This window comes from Microbulbifer maximicatervae (SeqCode) (assembly GCF_052467505.1).
Genome location: NZ_CP174313.1, coordinates 1,303,033 through 1,321,324 on the forward strand (window position 1 = coordinate 1,303,033; position 18,292 = coordinate 1,321,324).

Sequence of the window (18,292 nt, forward strand, 5' to 3'; positions counted from 1 at the left end):
CGAAGCCTTCACTCCTGCTCTCCATCAAAATCTGATACCACTTTATCGACACAATGTTTTCTGAGGCGAGCAGCGTTTTTTATCGAGTTGCTCTCCTCAAAACAGCGATTCAATTGCTGGGTATATCGGTTAAATAGTTGTTTTGCACTCTCCTTTGGCAAAGTTACAAGGCGGTTAATGAACTGACGGGAGCCAACCTGGAAGTGCATATAATCAATCGGGACATTCCAGTCTCCACCCCAGACAGCGAAGCCATGCCTGGCAAAGATAGTGGTTACATCTTCAGACATCCCCATGCGGGTTGGCTTTCCCGGGCGAAACTTTGCCCGGTTTAAATATCCCTCTGTTGCATCCTTAGGGATTACTTTGGCCCGGGTGTGTTTATCAATATACAGGTAGGGGTTTTGTAGGGGGTTAATATCAATAGCGACACCATAAGCGTGCTCAGACCATCTGCTTCCGCCAGTAATAGGCCGAGAATCAAAGGCCAGCGTGTTGTTTCGATCATCTGCCATTCGCTCTTGCAGAGTAAAATATTCGACAGGAATGGCTGACTGTATTGGAAAGCGAGATCGGTAGATCTCGCCAAATAGAGACAGGACGTTCTCGGCAACGATATCAAGTACAACAACAGCGCCTCTGCGGTATAGATCAGCTTCGATGCCAACATTATCCTGAGCAGGGGGATCCAAGAGAGGCGTATAGTTGAAGACGACTCTTTTCAGCCTTTCACAGCCAATAGGGGAGTTGTTCCGAAGAACCTGCCGGAGCTTCATCAGCTCACAGTCTTCTTGGGAAATGTCGTAAATCCCTATCTTTGGTTCAGCTTCAAAATCATTAACATCGATATTCCTATCCTGGTCCTTGGTGCATGCAAATAGCGCCAGGCCCGCAATGGCGGCGATAGCCTTCTTATACATATCGCTTCTCGGTATTCCTTTGGGAAAGCCCCGTTTCAAATAGTATTTGAGTATGCACATCCTGTTCACACTTGAATTGCATTTGGCCTGTTAAATCAGCACTCAAAAGGATGCTAATCACGTCATGCCAGCGGTTGGTAAATGGCAGTGCAGTGCTTGCCTTAAAGATTGGCGTCTTTAGTTTCAGCAACTTTGTTCCGACTGGTCAAAAAATAGCCAGACTGTAATTGATTTAGCTCCCAACTCCTTCCCGTTTTGTAGGAACATCTTTTCAGAAGGAACCCTTGTTGAATAAGGGAACAAAGGACCTCATAGACAAGCCCACCTTTTGGGGCTCTTTTGCATTGCTTCTAGTGGCGACAGTGCCCTTGATCCTCTTTCCCGAGGCGGGTTCTTTATGGTTATTGGCAGCTAAAGATCTGGTGACAGAGAAGTTGGGGGTCTTTTATCTCCTGCTAGGCCTAGGTGCGATGTTATTTGTGCTGTATATCGCCTTCAGTGATATTGGCAGGATAAAGTTGGGAGGGGGGAAAGAGGGCCCCGAATTCTCAACTCTATCCTGGGCTGCCATGTTGTTTTCTTCCGGTATTGGCGCCTCTATTTTGTATTGGTCGATGGTTGAATGGATCTACTATTACCAACAGCCGCCGTTCCAGGTTCAAGCAAGCTCAGCTGAAGCTGCGCGATGGGCAGTTTCCTACGGTATCTTTCACTGGGGACCGCTGGCTTGGTCTATCTATCTGATCCCCGCACTGCCAATTGCCTATTACTACTATGTGCGTAAACGCAAGGTTCTAAAGTTAAGCCAAGCGCTCGCGCCAGTATTGGGTGATCGTAGCGTGGGCGGGCCCATTGGTAAGCTTATCGATACTTCCCTGGTATTTGGCATGTTAGGGGGCGCGGCTACACGGCTTGGTATTGCGGCGCCGCTGATTACTTTGGGATTGCATAAGCTATTTGGGGTTCCTACTGGGGTGGGATTTCAGGTTGGGGCACTGATATTTTGTGCGCTATTGTTTGGTTACTGTGCTCTTGTCGGCGTAAAGCGCGGCCTTAGTGTCCTATCAAACTTTACAATTTTTCTCTCACTTGTCTTGCTGCTCTTCGTGTTTATCGCGGGACCAACACTATTTATGCTCAATAGTGGGTTGGATTCCCTGGGTAGAGCGCTGCATAACTTCTTGCAAATGGCCACTTGGACTGAGTCCTTCTCTCATTTTAAACAGTTCCCCAATACTCGCTTCCCCCAGGACTGGACCGTCTTCTATTGGGCTTGGTGGTTGGTTTTTTCTCCGAGTATTGGCTTATTTATTGCGCGTATCTCCGGAGGGCGGACTATCAAGGCGATGATTCTTGGGGCACTATTTTTTGGAACTTTTGGCTGCTTCTTGTTTTTTATGGTGCTAGGCAACTACGGCGTTTACTTGCATTTTTCGGGCGAGCTGGACTTGGTGCAAATACTGAATCAGCAGGGAGCCAATACCGTGATCTTTGCCGTTTTAGATAAGTTGCCGGCGAGCCAGTTAGTTGTGCTGCTCTATACGCTGATCGCACTGGTTTTTACGATCATTACTTTTGACTCCATATCTCATATTCTTGCCGCCGTTGTGCAGAAAGAGGTCCATGGCGAGCCGCTTCGGTGGAATCGAATTTTCTGGGCCTTCGCGCTGGCAGTAATGCCTATTGCTTTGTTGCTTATTGGCGGACTGGAAGCGTTGCAGGCGGCAAGCATTATCGCCGGAGTCCCCTTGCTGCTAATTGCCCTCTTGCTGTGTATCTCAATGGTTAAAGTTGCACGGCATGACTTGAATTTGCACCCAGTTATCCTTGAAAAGGAAATTGTTTTGGAGGGGGTAGCTGAGGAAGGTGCCTGGGGTGGGAATACTGAATCAGGGCAAGTTGTGATGAAATCTGCAAAAAAGATTAGTCAGGGAGGCAAAGAAGAAACACCCTGAGCGCGGGTTAGTAAGATATGCCGGGGCTATTTTAGGCCCCGGCTGCACTCATAGTTTAAAGGCTAAAAGTGCGGGCAACAGAGAAGACAATTCGCTCGTCAGCAGTGCCCACGTCGAGATTGGTATTCTCGGCGGCAACATTGAAATCAAAACCTTCCAGGGAAGTCATATACTCCACTCGGTAGTGGTTGTAAGATTTTTTACCATCCCAGGTCCATTTGTCTTTATTGACGCTGGTAGAGCGGTCAACACTGAAGCGAACGTTGTGACCTTCTGCAAACTCAAAGGTGTGCGCCAGCATCATAATGTAATGACCACCGCCCGTGCCAAAGTAATCCCAGCTATACCAGCCATTGACTTCTGATTCGCCTAGAGCAGAGCTGTAGCCAAGCTTGGCATAAGCTTCCGGATAGGCGTAGTCATCAGAGAGATCATCATCGCCGTGATAGGTGTAATAAGCGAGTCCAGTGTCCAAGCTTACTTTATCGGTAAGCTGCATGAACTTACCTGCGTAAAAATCCCACTCCAGGTTGGTATCGTCATCATCACCGAAGTCTACGTTGGAAGCCCAGGTGCCGATATACCAGCCGCTATCAAAACCGTAGTCCAGACTGGCTTGCAGCGCTGGGTCGTTTTGAGTCTGGCTGACACCGTTAAAGGTGTAGTCAGTAGTCAGGTTAACAGTAGAGGACAGCTCCGCTTGGGATTGTTGGGCAAGCACCAGCAGGGAAGCGCAGGTCAGTGCAGAAAGTTTCAAAGTTGATTTCATTGTTCAATTACCACTTATTTATATTTTGTAGCCCCCGCCAAACCAGGCGGGGGATTTCAACAGTTAGCTCGCCAGTTCGATCTTGCTAAAGTCGATCTTGTTTTCTTTAGGCGAGGAGTCGATAGCTGCTACCGCCCTGAAGCGTTTCACCAGGATGTAACCCAGGCAGCAGAAGAAAATGCCAATTACCAGAGCGCCGATCCACTGGATTTGCAGGAAGTTGAGCTTGAACAACAGGGTGAGCAGGCTCATCGCAACCAGGTTCAGCACGAAGTATTTCCACTTGCCCAGACGCGCAACAGTCATACCCAGATTGTCGGTGTACAGGCGAATCAGGGAATCCAGCGAGTTGATCACGAAGGTAACACCCACAATCACCATGGCCAGGTTGTAGAAGCCACTGGTATCCAGGCCTTGGCTGGAGTAGTAGTAGAGCACGGTGAACCAGAGCGCGATGGGGATGGATGGGAATATCAGCATCGCCGCCAGTACTTGGTAAGTGCGCAGGCCGCCCACAAAGCGGGAGGTAAACTGGCCAATCATAATGCTCCAGGCAAACCACCAGAATAGGTAGAACTCGTGGTAGTCATTTAACGGCAGCACGAACTGGTGGATATTGCCGAAGTAACCGCCGAGCAATGCAAAGGTGGAAGCAAAGTCTCCAACGCTGCCGTTCTCGCCGGTAAAGGCGCCTACCCACATTACCGCGATCAGGCCAATAAACATCCAGGTAGTCGCCAGACTGAGGAAGCGTACATAGCGCAGGCTGGTGGATGAGTAGACCGCAGCGGCGATCACTGCAAAGACGATCAGGTAGAAGGTGCCAACAATAGTTTCACCATCGCCAACTTGCGGCAGGTACCAGGGCAGGTTGCTGAGCAGCAAGTAGGCGGTAAAGGCACAGGTTCCGATAATCACTACATTGTTGATTAGTTTTACCAGGCCTATCTCAAAGAATTTAACTTTGGGTTCGATAATGCAGAAGTAAAAACAGGTGAGGAAGTAGAAGCCCCAGATCAGGAAGGCCCAAAAACCAAACTCAATCGCGAGTGCGTTGGTGAAGCCGTATTCTGGGTTTGCGGTTAGGTCTGCGTAGCCACCGAACTCGGTGAGGGGGAACATGATAAGGCCTACATCGAGGCCGGAGGTGAAAAGGATCGCTATAAAAGTGAAGGTTTTAACCGGGGTCACCCCGACCATCTTCACATTTCCCCATTTAATCAGCGAGAAAATTATTGCCGTGAAGGTAAACAATAATCCCGCAGAAAGCCAAGCTGTCATGCTGAGTCTCCAGCTAGTTATTGGTATGCCGGCGCCCCCAGAGGGCATTGCTGTGCGAGATTTGAGTATCCCCGTCGCATTTGAAGGGGGCAGTCAAATCTCTGCCAGAGCGCCGACGTAAATTCAGCTCACTGAGCGCGCAGGGCGGCCAGGTCGCTGAGTGCTGGTAGCCTTGGTTGCTACCGGTGCCTCGGAGGGCGCCAATACAGGGCGCCCTAAAATCAGGTCAGCAGCCCGCTCCGCCACCATAATGGTGGGCGCATTCAGGTTGCCGTTGGGAATGGTCGGAAAGATGGAGGAATCTACAACTCTCAAGCCCTGCAATCCGTGTACACGGGTTTCCGGGTCTACCACTGCCATTGCATCAGTGCCCATCTTGCAGGAGCAGGATGGGTGGTAAGCACTCTCGACGGATTCCCGTACGAAAGCGTCAATTTGTTCATTAGTCTGGATACCGGTGCCGGGCTGGATTTCATCGCCTCGGTATTCGTCGAAAGCTGGCTGATTGATAATCTCGCGAGTCAGTCGCACACAAGCACGGAAACCCTCGATGTCCTCTTTCTCCTGCAAATAGTTGAACAGGATTGAAGGGGATTGCTTGGGATCACTGCTCACCACTTTGACCCTGCCGCGACTCTTGGGCTTGTTGTGCCCGATATGCACCTGGAAGCCGTGGCCGTCGAAAGCTTCGCGGCCGTCATAGCGCATGGCTGCTGGCAGGAAGTGATATTGCAGGTCCGGCCACTCCACATTTTCTTTGGAGCGAATAAAACCGCAGGACTCGAAATGGTTGGTGGCTCCGAGACCATCCTTCTTCAGTATCCAACGAGCGCCGATCAGGAATTTATTCCACGGATCGAGCTTGCCATTCAGGGAAATCGGTTGGTTGCAGCGGAACTGGAAATAGAACTCCAGGTGGTCCTGCAAGTTTTGGCCGACGCCGGGGAGTTCGTGATGGAGTTCGATACCGGCTTCTGCCAGTGTGTCGGGATCTCCGATTCCGGAGAGCTGAAGAAGGTGAGGGGAGCCGATGGGACCTGCGCTGAGGATGACTTCCTGCCGCGCCTTGAATTCCAGGATCTTTCCCTTGCGTTCAAGTTTGATTCCGACTGCCCGTTTACCTTCCAGAATCACCTTATGCACAGTGGCGTGGGTCAATACCGTCAAATTGGGGCGCTGCATTGCCGGTTTTAGGTAAGCGTTGGCGGTAGACCAACGCTTGCCATCTTTTACCGTCATATGCATGGGGCCAAAGCCCTCTTGCTGCTCACCATTGTAATCTGCGGTGTAGTCGTAGCCAGCTTCTTTGCCAGCTTCGATAAAGGCTCCATAAAGGGGGTTGGCCATTTCATTGCCGTTATTGACCCCCAGTGGGCCTTCGTCACCACGGTAATCGTCACCGCCGAAAGCCCAGGTCTCAGAGCGTTTAAAGTAGGGCAGGCAGTGGGCGTAATCCCAGCCTTCGGCGCCGTGCTGTGCCCACTCATCAAAGTCTTTAGCGTGCCCGCGCACGTAAACCATCCCGTTAATCGAGGAGGAACCACCGAGTACCTTGCCCCTGGGGCAGTGCATACTGCGGTTATCCAAGTGGGGCTCCGGTTCAGTCGTAAACTGCCAGGCGTACTTCTCAGTATTCATGGGGATGGACAGCGCGGTGGGCATCTGGATAAAGATGCTGCGATCGCTACCTCCTGTCTCTACCAGGAGGACTTTTTTATCTTCCTGGTCAGACAGGCGGTTGGCCAAAACGCAACCGGCAGAGCCGGCGCCGACAATGATGTAGTCAAACTCACTCATACAGGGTACCGCTTAAAATGGGCTTTCCAGTGGTGCCAGGCCCACATACACCGCTTTTAGCTGGGTGTAGTGGTTCAGGGTCGCAAGTCCATTTTCGCGTCCGATTCCGGATAACTTGTATCCGCCCACCGGCATTTCTGCCGGGGAAGCGCCGTAGGCATTGATCCAGCAGATACCCGCTTGCATCTGGTGGATCACACGGTGGGCGCGAGTGATATCACGGGTAAATACGCCGGCGGCCAAGCCCAATCGGGTATCGTTAGCGCGGCGGATCACTTCGTCTTCATCATCAAAGACCAGTACCGACATTACCGGGCCGAAGATCTCTTCGCGGCAGATGGTCATATCGTCATGACAGTCGGTGAATACGGTGGGAGCAACGAAGTAACCGTTAGGTGAATTTTCTGGTGAAAGGGTGTGACCGCCGCAGAACAGGGTCGCGCCTTCCTCTTTACCCTTGCTGATGTAGTCCATCACCAGTTGCTGGTGCTTGGCAGAAATCAGGGCGCCGAAGTTGGTGTCCGGATTCATCGGATCACCGGCAATAATATTTTGCTCAACACGCTCTTTCAGACGAGCGAGGAACTGATCGTGGATGCTGCGGTGTACAAATACCCGGGTACCGTTGGTGCAGATTTCGCCCTGGGTGTAGAAGTTGCCCAGCATGGCAGCAGAAACGGCTTGCTCCAGGTCGGCATCATCAAAGATCACCAGCGGGGACTTGCCACCCAGCTCCATGGTAACTTCTTTCAGGTTGGAAGCCGCTGCGGCCATCACTTTCTTGCCGGTACCCACTTCGCCGGTAAAGGAAACCTTGGCGATATCCGGGTGGTTAGTCAGCCAGGCACCCACGGCGCCATCACCTTGGATTACGTTGAAAACACCCGGGGGCATGCCCGCTTCAATAAAGATTTCAGCCAACTTCAAAGCACCTTTGGGGGTTTCTTCGGAAGGCTTGAAGATCATGGCGTTACCGCAGGCTAGGGCCGGGGCGGCTTTCCAGCAAGCGATTTGTAAGGGGTAGTTCCAGGCACCGATTCCGGCGCAGATGCCCAGGGGCTCGCGGCGGGTGTAGTAGAAGTCCTCACCGACTTGCTGCTGATTGCCTTCAATGCCTGCAGCCAGGCCGGCAAAGAATTCGATGGAGTCGGCCCCAGTCACCACGTCGACAACACTGGCTTCCTGCCAGGGCTTGCCGGTATCAGTCACTTCGATAGCTGCCAGTTCGTCGTTGCGCTCGCGCAACAGTGCTACTGCTTTCTGCAGGATGCGGTTGCGTTCTACCGGCATCATCGCTGACCACTGGGCAAAACCGCGCTTGGCGCTCTCGATGGTTTCTGCCAGTACCTTTTCGTCGGCAACCTCAACCTGATAGCTGATTTCGTTGGTCGCCGGGTTATATACATCAAAGCACTCGCCGCTCTCATTCGACAGGTAGCGGCCGTCTACAAAATTCCGTTGTTTGTCCAGTGACATCTGTCTCTCCATACTGCTTTAACAGAGGGTCAGTCGGTTGTTCGTTGGCGATGGACTTGAAGGGCGCAATGGGCCGATCGAGAAGGTCCAGTCATCATAAAAAAGGGCCGGTCTGACGAAGACATTTGTCCCTAATCGTCAGATTCCAGCCCGGGCTCGATAGTCGTTGATCGAGCGATATGACACAAAATGTAACATATTTTTAATTTGAACTCTAATTGTTAGCACTCAATGCAACAAAGCTGGCGGATTCGTAGGAGGATTTATTTTTCAGCGACTACAGAGTTAATCCGTATTTTCAAGGGTTAAAAGTGGGCTGGGTTGGGCCAAAAATCTCATTTGAACTCTATAAAAAGCACTGTATGAATTTTGCTCAACCCGGCTGTCTCGGGGTCAAGTCAGGTGCCCGAAAGGCGGGGGCTTCGGGCGGCAGGAGATGGGATTTGTCGCTTTTGGGGGAGGAGGCTCTAGCTGGTGAAGGTCTGGCAGGTGGGGAGGCTCTACCTCCCCAGAATTACGTTGAGTGAATTTAACTGTTTGCCTCGCGTAAAGTGGAGGTTTGGCGGTTCAGGCTGGCCAGATATAGCACTGCTAACCCAGCTGCAATACCCGGCAATCCCTCATAGATCACGCCGTGATACCCCAGTAGCCGCCAGGTAATCGCTGCTGTAAAGCCGATAATCACTGCTGCGATAGCGGTTGCCTGGGATGGCTTACCCCCAAAACACAATACCAGGAGTAGAGGGCCAAATGCGCTGGCAAGTCCCGACCAAGCGAAAATAACCAGGCTGAACACACTTTGGCTGTTGGCGAGCGCCAACAGCAATGCGCCGCCGGTTATCGCAACTGTGACAAGCTTTAGAAACCAGGTTTTTTCAATCTTGTGCGGAAGAATATCGTGGGTAATGGCTGCGGAGCAGCTGAGAAGCAGGGAGTCTGCGGTGGACATGGTTGCGGCAAAGATACCAGCCAGGATCAGCCCAACAAAAACAGGGGGCAACAAATCCATAGCCATGGTGGGAAGAGCAAGCTCCGCATCAAAGCTCCCTGTGTCAGCAATAAACACTCTGGATAGCAGGCCGACCCCGGTGGCCATACAATAGAAAAGGATGAACCACAGATAGTACCAGGCCCTTGCCCGGTTCATCTTGCTGGAATCCTTCAGGGTCATAAATCGAACCATAACGTGGGGTTGTCCAATCACAGACAATCCAGCAAACCCCCAACTGATCACAAAGAGTATCACCCCGCCCCAGCCCGCAAAGGCGAGCCCCTCGGGAAACCAATGGGTAAAACCTTCAATAGCCTGCATTTGTATCGCCGCACTGGTGATGCCACCCAAGTTGGCAAGGGCGACGGCTAGAAGTGCTGCCATAGCCCCCATCATAACGATGGATTGGGCCGCATCAGTCCAAATGGACGCGCGGATGCCGCCAGCTAAACAGTAGAGGCATACAAGCACAGCTCCAACTACAGCACCGGACCAGAGAGGCCAATCCAGCAGTACGTGCAGGGCTTTGCTGCCGGCAACCATTTGGGCAGAGGCATAAGTTAGTAAAAACAGCAGGGAAATGATGCCGATCAGGCGCTGCAGGGCTGAGTACTTCTGTCCGTACCAGTTACTGAGAACACCTGCGTAGCTGACTTCACCACTTGAACTGGTAGCGGTCCTCAATCGCTTGTGTACATAGAGGGAAGCCAGAAAATCACCGGCAATCCACCCCACCATCAACCAGATGGAGGCCAACCCAGTGGTGTAGGTATAGCCGATAACCCCGATAAACATATAGCCGCTATTGTTCGTTGCCACGGCAGACAACCCCACCAGCCAGGGGGAGACACCACTGCTGGCAAGGTAATAGTCGGCTTTGGTTTGACGGCTGAACATCGCAGAAGAGAGGCCGACCAGAGTGAACAAAAGTAAAAAACCAAGAAATGAATAGATCATCGGCAATCCTATTATTTTTATCCCGTATTATTTTATGGGTTGGTCTTCAGAGGTTATCCGAATATTTCTAGCTCCCCTTGCCACCGCTTTGCGGTGAGGGAGTATTGGCAATAACCTGGTCGAGTTCCTCAAATACTTCACTTTCCGCTAGAGGCTGTAAGGCACTATCAACCAGGATTTCATCGCGGTAGCTTTCCCGCCTTTTAATGGCTTCCGCCAGATAACGCAGCGCTTCATCAAATTGACCCATGGCAGTATGGGCGCAAGCCAGTTGGTAGAAGGCATGGCTGTTATCTGGGTCAATACCCAGGGCCTGGTGACAAAGATTGGCGGCCCACTGGGGTTCATTGATCTCCAGCACTGCATCAGCTTTATAGGTAAGGGCTTCTACATCCTCGTGGCGGAGGCGCAAAATCTCGTCGTAAATGGCAATTTTATTGGCCACTGAGGATTCCTGTTGAGCGCGCAGCCACAGGGACTGTACTTCCTGGGTTAGCTCGATTTCCTCGCGGTTTTCTTCAATATGTTGTGTTTTCTGTTGAAGCTGCTTCTCTATAACTTCCAAGCGCTTTTCGTATTCCTGGACCAGCTTTGAGATCTCCTCATCGGCCAGAGAGTGTACCCGCTCTTTAATGTCCTGGAATGACCGCCAGCCAACTAAAACCAAAATTGAAGTGGCGGCGGCTATCAAGTAGAAAAAGTAGGTAACCGTATCGGTTGCGTAGGCTACGGCTCGATCGACAGAGTTGTGTTCACGATCGACAATTTGCTGAATCAATTCCTGCTTGGCATTAGCCTGATCGATTCGCAGCTGCTTAATTTCGTCGAGCATATAGCGCTCGACGAAGGGTGTGTATAAGGGCTTCTCAAGGGTGTCGACCTCGCTTTGCGCACTGTCTTTTTTCTTTTCTTCCGCTTCCTGGGAAATAGAGGTGGCGGAAGTAAATAAAAAGAGCAGGGCACAAAGGCTCAGGATGCGAGGCATATCGCCGTCCCGTGATTGTAAATTTCTACCAGTGCCTCGTGTAGTGTCCGAACGGCTGCGTCATAGTCTGGCTCGTTAACGATGAACTGCATATCCACATGACGCAGGGACTGGTGCATGGCGAGCACGCGGATATTGCTTTTGGACATCGACTGCACCGCTTTGGCCAGCACGCCGGGGATTTGCATATCGCTACCGATGGCTGAAACTATGGCGACTTTGCGCTGGTTCAGTTCGGCTTCGGGAAAATGCTCTTCCAATGCAGCCTGAATCCGCTTGATTGTTTTCAAGTTGGTGGAGAGGAAATGGGTAAGGGTATTGGCATTAGTGTTTTTGGAAATAATATGGGCTTTGAAGCGCTTGATCACCAGTAGCACTTCGCGATCATAATCGTGGATGCTGCCCGCCATATCCTGGTCAAACAACTCCAGGGCGTAAACCCCTTTACAGCCTGCAATAATTTCCACTCGTGGAGAGTCGCTGATGTAGTCACCAGTAATCAGGGTGCCGGCGTGTTCGGGCTCGAAGGTATTTTTCACCCTGAGAGGGATATTTTGTTGGCGCAGCCCCTTGGCGGCTTTGGGGTGAATCGCTTCCATCCCCAGGTTGGCCAATTGGTCGGCCACATCGTAGTTGGTGCGGCCAATGGGTACTGCATTTCCCTCTCCCACCAGGCGGGGGTCTGCACTGCTCAGGTGAAACTCTTTGTGAATCACCGCCTCCTTTGCCCCGGTGAGGACGGCGAGACGACTGAAAGTCATCTCGCTATAGCCCCGATCAAACGAGATCAGCAGGCCCTTATCGCTGTGGGCATAGCCGGTAACAATAGGCAGCTGTTTGCTTAAGTCGATGGTGGCAAAGGCATCCCGGATACGCTCATCCAGGGGAATGTGCTTGTTGGTGCGCCAGCCAGTCAGATCGACAAAGCAGGCATTTACACCATCCCGCTGCAACAGTTTCGAAGTGTTCCATGCGCTGTGGGCCTCGCCGAGGCTGGCTAACATCTCCCTTACCGTGCCCAAGTGGGCGTCGAGGGAGAAGTGGCCGTGCTGACAGAGGCTTTGCAGGTCTCTCAGGCATTTTTTCGCGCTCTCCAGCCTTTCATCCAAAAACAGGTTCGCTTCCGCGAGAAGATCGCCATGTCCGAAAAGACGCTCGTTGATTTGCCGCAGTGCTGCCCGAAGCTCATCAAACTTAACCAGCCAGCTATCATCCTCAATGCTGCTGGAGAAGAGGGCATAGATACCTGGTTGACCACTTTTCTTGTGCTCTAGAAGCAAGTCAGTAATACCGCCGTAGGCAGAGACTACAAAAACACGATTGTAGATCCCCTTGGAGTCACCTTTGATAATATTATCCCGGACCGCTTCGTAGTCCGTCATAGAGGTGCCGCCAATCTTTTCTATCGTATGCATCGTCTCTTACTGGTCCTTCTTTCTCTTAAAAACTGGGTGAGTGCTTTGAATTGAGATTTGCTTCAGATAGTAGAAATTGATTTCCTCGCACAGATGTATTCCGGCCTGGGAGGCAAGCCGCAAAACGGAGCCTCCACCTTGTTGCTCAGGGCATTAAAAACAAAAAACAAATTAGACCTCGGGTCGGGGCTGATATTGCTGCTGGAGCCATGCATTAAGTTACAGTCAAACACAACAATGCTGCCGGGCTTGCCTGTAACAGCTGATATTCCGCCATTGGATACCAGGGACCTCAAATGGCTATCTGAGGGAATACCAAGTTCTTGCTTTTTCAGTGAGCTGAGGTAGTTCCGTTTTGGTGTTTCCCCATCGCAAGCAATGTAATGGTGGTGGGACTTGGGAATCAGCATCAATGGGCCATTAAAATGATGATTCTCTGTTAAGGTAATGGAGATGCTGAGTGCCCGCATACGGGGCATGCCGTCCTCGACATGCCAGGTTTCAAAGTCGGAGTGCCAATAAAAATCTTTCCCGCGAAAACCAGGTTTGTAGTTCGCGCGAGACTGATGGATATAAACCTCATCACCCAAAATACATTTCGCAATACTTGATAGCCGCTGATCCCTGGAAAGCCGGTTAAAAATTTGGCTGCTTTTGTGGATACGAAAGACTGAGCGCACTTCGTTACTTTCAGGCTCGGTGATAATTTCTTCCGACTTGTCAGTGTGTCTGCGCTGTTTAATCTCCGCCAGCTCTTGCGTAAAAAGGTTAATCTCCGCCTGGGAAAACATATTCTCCAGTACAACAAAGCCCTGTTCTGCATAGCGCTTGAGTTGCGATGGTGCCAGTGGGGAGAGGGACTGGCAGTCCCCATACACAATTGGATCTTTGCGCACCCTGGTACCACCCAGGAGGCCCGGTTTTCGGGAGGGGTAGCAATCTTCCCTGGTAACACTTGAGCTATCTGGAAGGTACTTCATGGATACTGCCCTATGACTGACTAATTATTCATCAATCTTGTCAGCCTCAAGTTCGTAGGCTCCCTCAGCATTGTGTACTTCCTTGCCATTCAAAGGGGGGTTAAATACACAGGCCATAGTCATTTCTTCGAAGGCTCTTAAAATGTGCCGGTCATGCTTATCGAGAATATAGATAGTTCCAGGTTCGATAAGGTGCTTCTTGCCATTCTCAAGAGTTTCTACCTCACCTCTGCCGGAAATGCAGTAAACCGCTTCCAAATGGTTTTGATAGTGCATTTGGAAGTCAGCATCGGCATAAATAGTGGTGATATGGAAAGAAAAACCCATTTCATCATCTTTAAGCAGGAGTCGGGTGCTCTCCCAGTTGCTATCCGGTGAAACAACCCGGCGGCCGGATTTTTTAGCTTCCTGTAAACTTCTGACAATCATTGGTATTTCGCTGTTTCGTGTGTGTTCGAGTCTGGCTGGTCAGCAATATTCTTAGTTTGCAGCCTGCACAGTTGGATCTTTTGCGTGAACCTTTTCAGAGGCCCTTAAAGTCTAGCAGGCTTCAAAAAAGACTCTTTCCTCAGGCATATCCCGCTCTCCGGCACAAACTTCCCGGATAGCGGATTCAATAATGTCGATCCCTCTTTTAAGGTTTTGATCGGTGATAATCAGTGGGCAAAGGAGCTTAACGATCTGGTCATCGGCTCCGCTGGTTTCAATAATCAGCCCCTGCTTGAATGCCAGTTTGGTGATTTTTCCTGCAAGTTCGCCGCTGATGCAGTCGATACCCTGAAACATCCCCCGGCCTTTGGTGGTGAAGTTACCCTCACCATATCGGCTGACAATTTCATTCAAACGCTCGGAAATGTATTTGCCCTTGCGTTTAATCTCCCGTGAGAAGTTTTCGTCAGACCAGTAATGATCGATAGCGGCTTTCGCAGTTACAAAAGCCAGATTGTTGCCACGGAAAGTGCCGTTGTGCTCACCGGGCTTCCACTGGTCCAGTTCTGGCTTCATTAGCACCAGCGCAAATGGCAGCCCATAGCCGCTGAGGGATTTGGATAGCGTAATGATATCGGGTTCGATACCGGCCTCTTCAAAGCTGAAAAAGTTGCCCGTGCGGCCGCAGCCAGCCTGGATATCATCGACAATAAAAAGTAAGCCGTGTTTTTTGCAGACGGACTGAAGGTTTCTTAGCCACTCGATACTGGCCGCATTGATACCGCCTTCCCCTTGAACTGTCTCAACAATCACTGCTGCGGGAGAATTAATACCGCTGCTGGAATCTGAGAGGACTTTATCGAGGTATTCTGTGGTATCGATATTTTTGCCCAGGTAGTCGTCAAAGGGCATGCGGTGCGTACCATTGAGGCTGACACCGGCAGCATCCCTGTGATGCGAGTTGCCGGTGGCGGCCAGCGAGCCAAGGCTTACGCCATGGAAACCGTTGGTAAAGGTGACGATGTTCTGCTGCCCGGTTACATTGCGGGCAATTTTCATCGCAGCCTCTACCGCATTCGTCCCTGTCGGACCGGTAAACTGCACCACGTACTCCATATTCCGCGGCTTGAGAATTTTCTCATTCAGTGCCTGTAGGAATTCACCCTTGGCCCTGGTGTGCATGTCGAGGCCGTGAGTAATTCCATCGGCCTCGATGTAATCTTGCAGTGCCTGCTTGAACAGCGGGTTGTTGTGCCCGTAGTTGAGCGTGCCGGCACCCGCCAGGAAATCCAGATACTGATTTCCCTCCTCATCCCACATCAGCTCGCCTTTTGCGCGATTGAAGACTCGCGGAAAGGAGCGGGCATAGCTTTGCACTTCTGATTCAATCTCATCAAAGATCTTCATGATTTTCTCTTTTATGGTGTTTCTTCGAGGGCGAAAGGCCCGATGCGGACAAGGGTTTCGGAGTCGTGCAGCCCATCAAAGTGGGCTTGAGAGTCCATCCAGGGCGAGGAGTGAAGATCGACCGATAATTTATCGGCGACACTGTGGAAGAGCGCCCAAGACGGCAGGTTGTGTTCTGTAATCGTGGTCTCGATAAATCTGACCGAACCACAGTGAGGGCGCTCAAGGATGTGACTTATCATCCGGGAGGCCAGTCCAAGCCCCCGGGCTTTCTCGTCGACGGCCACCTGCCAGACAAAGAGGGTGTCTGTACGGTCGGGGATGATATACCCGGAAATAAAGCCCAGCAGCTCTCCATCAACCTCTGCGGCGACTGAGGTGTTGGCGAAATGGCTGCAGTGGAGGAGGTTGCAGTAGCTGGAGTTTGTATCCAGGGGAGGGCAACGTTTGATCAATCGGTAAGTGGCCATCCCATCTTCAATCAATGGACTGCGCAACAAAATATTTTCTGAGCTAGACAAAAAACCTTCCCAACCGACTAAATATTTTTTCACCTCTAAATATTTACCTGCGCAAGTGTTGAGCAAATGGCGTAAATATAGCTTCTTAGAGGCATTTTGATGCCGGATTACTAGTAAAAATGCTTTGAACGCTAAATATCGTACACAAATTAAATTCAAAGTCCAGGATGCTTGAGGCGAATCAAGTCACAATATTTGACCTAGAAATGCCTAGATATGTGGGATATACAGCCTATAGGCAGGTAAAAATAATATTTTGAGGTCGATGAAATTTTCTATTGGACATGCCGGCTGAAAGATCGCCTGACCATAAAATGGACAGTTTTGTGATGGAGCCTGAGGCTCTTGTGGGGGTGATGTTTCGCAGTCGGGTTATAAGCGCTTAGTGATTGAGGGGTACGGCGATATAATTCCGGCAATCACCCTGACTCCATGATTGAGAGGTAACTTTGAACAGTATCGAACAAGTGCTAGTGGCCCTGCGGCGGGTAATAAGAGCCACGGACCTGCACTCCAAACACCTGGCTAAAACCACTGGCTTAACCGCCCCGCAGGTGTTGTTGCTACAAGCTATTCGCAATAAGGGTGAAGTGACGATCGGCGAACTGGCCAACGAGGTCAGCCTGAGCCAGGCAACCGTGACCAATATTCTTGACCGCCTGGAGAAGAGAGGCTTGGTTTATCGCCAGCGCTCCCAGGCGGATAAGCGCAAAGTGCATGCTTACCTTACTGAGGAGGCCGCGGAGACTTTGCGCGATGCCCCCATCCCGCTTCAGGACCAGTTTGCTCGTCAGTTTGGCGATCTAAAAGACTGGGAGCAAAGCATGATAATTGCTTCACTACAGCGCGTTGCCCAAATGATGGATGCTCAACATATCGATGCTTCCCCAGTACTGGATATTGGTGTACTAGATCGCCAGGGTGCCTCAATGGATAAGCCCGCAACGGCACTGGGCTACAGTGACATCCCCGACTCCTCCGACAGAGATAAAAGTACTTAAGTAGCGACACCGGAGAAGAGGGGCTGTGCACGCATTTAGTGGCCATTACGCCCCTCTACAGCAGTAGAAATTTGTCTAAGCTTGCAGCAGCAAGCTCCCTGTAGCGATCGAGGCATTCTGTGTCGACCGGTTGAGCTTTCAGGCTACAAGTTGTATCGATGGACATCCTGGTAATTGGTGCCGGTCCGACCGGATTGACTGCTGCAGTCGCCCTCACTTCCTTGGGGCTGAAGTGCCGTATTGTTGAGCGCAAAGACAGCCCCTCTGAACTCTCCCGCGCTGTTGGCATTATGCCGGCCACCATTGATGCCCTTCGGGAGCTGGGTGCTGCAGATCCCTTTCTTGCTGAGGCTATGCCTCTAAGGAAAATGCATATATTGCGCGATGAGAGAACCCTGGTTTATATCGACAACAGCGGAAATGAGTTTCGCGATAGGGTACCTCTCGGGCTGCCGCAAAACCGGACCGAGGGAATCCTCAGGGACACTCTTGCCGAGAGGGGCGTCGAAGTTGAGTACGGGGTCTCAGTCACAAACATCACAACCACCCCAGACAAGGCGGCCGTTAATTTCTCAGACAATACCAGCGCCTCTTTTGACTGGGCGATTGCCGCAGACGGTATACAGTCCGCCGTGCGACAACAGCTGAAAATACAGTACCCTGGTATTGATCTGCCCAATAAGTGGTCAATTGCGGATGTGGATTTGAGAGGAAACTTCGATCCGGAAGAGATTGCCCTGGACTTGTACGGCGGGGAAGGTGAGTTCACCTTGGTGCTCCCTATCGAACAGCGCCGCGCCCGCATCGCATCATCAACCGATGATGCCCTGGCAACCCTCAGGCTGCCGATAGAAATCTCCAACATCCGAAGGACAGCGGCCTTTAAAATCTCCATCCGACAGGCAGAAACTTACCGAAAGCACCGGGTGTTATTGGCTGGTGACGCAGCCCATTGCCACTCTCCAGTGGGAGGGAAGGGGATGAATCTGGGTATGGCCGACGCCATAGCCGCAGCATCTGCTATCGCTAACAGTGCGGTCGATAGCTACTCCACCTCCCGGCATGAGGCCGGAGAGTCTGTGGTTAAGAAAACAGAGCTGGCGAGAAAGCTGATCTCCTCGAGCAATCCTCTGGCAAAATCGGCATTGTGGCTATCGGCCCACTGTATCGCCTCAGTGCCTCCAGTTCATCGCGCCTTTATGCGGCAGTGGACGGCAGTCTGAGTACCAATGTCGGGAGTAGATTTAGGCAAAAGTGGACATAGGTGACAGGCTAGTGCTACTATTCGTCCGCCGGTTTAAAAGCCATTTTTTATTGCAGTTTACCTCGTAGTTTTAGTCATAATCCTTCGTTCGGTCTCGTTTAAAATAATACTTTTTGCCCGCACAACTCCATTCAATTGGAGCGC

The 18,292-nt window shown here is 51.2% G+C and carries 15 protein-coding genes; 3 read left to right on the forward strand and 12 right to left on the reverse strand.

Annotated features, from left to right (window positions below):
- Positions 1-8 precede the first annotated feature (8 nt).
- Complete coding sequence (locus ACJJIN_RS05870; protein ID WP_444897271.1) at positions 9-920, reverse strand: M15 family metallopeptidase; 912 nt, start codon at positions 918-920, stop codon at positions 9-11.
- A gap of 287 nt (positions 921-1,207) precedes the next feature.
- Between ACJJIN_RS05870 and ACJJIN_RS05875 the strand changes: the two genes are divergently transcribed.
- Entirely contained in the window at positions 1,208-2,875 is a 1,668-nt protein-coding gene (locus ACJJIN_RS05875) for a BCCT family transporter (RefSeq protein ID WP_444897272.1), read from the forward strand.
- Positions 2,876-2,930: 55 nt separating this feature from the next.
- On the opposite strand, the gene ACJJIN_RS05880 is transcribed toward ACJJIN_RS05875, so the two are convergent.
- From ACJJIN_RS05880 to ectA, 11 genes are all read right to left on the reverse strand, one after another.
- Positions 2,931-3,644: a TorF family putative porin gene (locus ACJJIN_RS05880; protein WP_444897273.1), complete on the reverse strand. Its 714-nt coding sequence runs from the start codon at positions 3,642-3,644 to the stop codon at positions 2,931-2,933.
- 63 nt (positions 3,645-3,707) lie between these two features.
- The gene (locus ACJJIN_RS05885) at positions 3,708-4,925 is read right to left on the reverse strand and encodes a BCCT family transporter (protein WP_444897274.1); all 1,218 of its coding nucleotides are present in this window, start codon (positions 4,923-4,925) and stop codon (positions 3,708-3,710) included.
- 123 nt (positions 4,926-5,048) lie between these two features.
- Positions 5,049-6,722 (reverse strand): choline dehydrogenase, encoded by a 1,674-nt coding sequence (gene betA, locus ACJJIN_RS05890; protein WP_444897275.1) that lies wholly within the window; start codon positions 6,720-6,722, stop codon positions 5,049-5,051.
- Positions 6,723-6,734: 12 nt separating this feature from the next.
- On the reverse strand, positions 6,735-8,198 hold the full coding sequence (gene betB, locus ACJJIN_RS05895) for a betaine-aldehyde dehydrogenase (RefSeq protein ID WP_444897276.1): 1,464 nt from the start codon (positions 8,196-8,198) through the stop codon (positions 6,735-6,737).
- 529 nt (positions 8,199-8,727) lie between these two features.
- Positions 8,728-10,146 (reverse strand): sodium/proline symporter, encoded by a 1,419-nt coding sequence (locus ACJJIN_RS05900; RefSeq protein WP_444897277.1) that lies wholly within the window; start codon positions 10,144-10,146, stop codon positions 8,728-8,730.
- Between the two features lie 67 nt (positions 10,147-10,213).
- On the reverse strand, positions 10,214-11,131 hold the full coding sequence (locus tag ACJJIN_RS05905; protein ID WP_444897278.1) for a TPR end-of-group domain-containing protein: 918 nt from the start codon (positions 11,129-11,131) through the stop codon (positions 10,214-10,216).
- Entirely contained in the window at positions 11,116-12,546 is a 1,431-nt protein-coding gene (locus ACJJIN_RS05910; RefSeq protein ID WP_444897279.1) for an aspartate kinase, read from the reverse strand. The genes ACJJIN_RS05905 and ACJJIN_RS05910 overlap by 16 nt, the downstream gene beginning before the upstream one ends.
- Positions 12,547-12,608: 62 nt before the next feature.
- On the reverse strand, positions 12,609-13,526 hold the full coding sequence (gene thpD, locus ACJJIN_RS05915; RefSeq protein WP_444897280.1) for an ectoine hydroxylase: 918 nt from the start codon (positions 13,524-13,526) through the stop codon (positions 12,609-12,611).
- Between the two features lie 24 nt (positions 13,527-13,550).
- Positions 13,551-13,955, reverse strand: a complete 405-nt coding sequence (locus ACJJIN_RS05920) for an ectoine synthase (protein WP_444897281.1) — start codon at positions 13,953-13,955, stop codon at positions 13,551-13,553.
- A gap of 111 nt (positions 13,956-14,066) precedes the next feature.
- Positions 14,067-15,362, reverse strand: coding sequence for a diaminobutyrate--2-oxoglutarate transaminase (ectB, locus tag ACJJIN_RS05925; protein WP_444897282.1), 1,296 nt, complete (start codon positions 15,360-15,362; stop codon positions 14,067-14,069).
- 11 nt (positions 15,363-15,373) lie between these two features.
- The gene (gene ectA / locus ACJJIN_RS05930; RefSeq protein WP_444893869.1) at positions 15,374-15,883 is read right to left on the reverse strand and encodes a diaminobutyrate acetyltransferase; all 510 of its coding nucleotides are present in this window, start codon (positions 15,881-15,883) and stop codon (positions 15,374-15,376) included.
- 449 nt (positions 15,884-16,332) lie between these two features.
- Between ectA and ACJJIN_RS05935 the strand changes: the two genes are divergently transcribed.
- The gene (locus ACJJIN_RS05935; RefSeq protein WP_282932789.1) at positions 16,333-16,884 is read left to right on the forward strand and encodes a MarR family winged helix-turn-helix transcriptional regulator; all 552 of its coding nucleotides are present in this window, start codon (positions 16,333-16,335) and stop codon (positions 16,882-16,884) included.
- A 158-nt stretch (positions 16,885-17,042) separates the two neighbouring features.
- On the forward strand, positions 17,043-18,107 hold the full coding sequence (locus ACJJIN_RS05940) for an FAD-dependent oxidoreductase (protein WP_444897283.1): 1,065 nt from the start codon (positions 17,043-17,045) through the stop codon (positions 18,105-18,107).
- Positions 18,108-18,292: the final 185 nt, after the last annotated feature.

What these genes read in the sequence shown, in the direction of transcription:
- ACJJIN_RS05920 (WP_444897281.1), bottom strand. Translation starts at nt 13,955, where the DNA reads ATGATTGTCAGAAGTTTACAGGAAGCTAAAAAATCCGGCCGCCGGGTT.
- ACJJIN_RS05940 (WP_444897283.1), top strand. Translation starts at nt 17,043, where the DNA reads ATGGACATCCTGGTAATTGGTGCCGGTCCGACCGGATTGACTGCTGCA.
- ACJJIN_RS05870 (WP_444897271.1), bottom strand. Translation starts at nt 920, where the DNA reads ATGTATAAGAAGGCTATCGCCGCCATTGCGGGCCTGGCGCTATTTGCA.
- thpD (WP_444897280.1), bottom strand. Translation starts at nt 13,526, where the DNA reads ATGAAGTACCTTCCAGATAGCTCAAGTGTTACCAGGGAAGATTGCTAC.
- ectB (WP_444897282.1), bottom strand. Translation starts at nt 15,362, where the DNA reads ATGAAGATCTTTGATGAGATTGAATCAGAAGTGCAAAGCTATGCCCGC.
- betB (WP_444897276.1), bottom strand. Translation starts at nt 8,198, where the DNA reads ATGTCACTGGACAAACAACGGAATTTTGTAGACGGCCGCTACCTGTCG.
- ACJJIN_RS05880 (WP_444897273.1), bottom strand. Translation starts at nt 3,644, where the DNA reads ATGAAATCAACTTTGAAACTTTCTGCACTGACCTGCGCTTCCCTGCTG.
- betA (WP_444897275.1), bottom strand. Translation starts at nt 6,722, where the DNA reads ATGAGTGAGTTTGACTACATCATTGTCGGCGCCGGCTCTGCCGGTTGC.
- ACJJIN_RS05910 (WP_444897279.1), bottom strand. Translation starts at nt 12,546, where the DNA reads ATGCATACGATAGAAAAGATTGGCGGCACCTCTATGACGGACTACGAA.
- ACJJIN_RS05885 (WP_444897274.1), bottom strand. Translation starts at nt 4,925, where the DNA reads ATGACAGCTTGGCTTTCTGCGGGATTATTGTTTACCTTCACGGCAATA.
- ACJJIN_RS05900 (WP_444897277.1), bottom strand. Translation starts at nt 10,146, where the DNA reads ATGATCTATTCATTTCTTGGTTTTTTACTTTTGTTCACTCTGGTCGGC.
- ACJJIN_RS05905 (WP_444897278.1), bottom strand. Translation starts at nt 11,131, where the DNA reads ATGCCTCGCATCCTGAGCCTTTGTGCCCTGCTCTTTTTATTTACTTCC.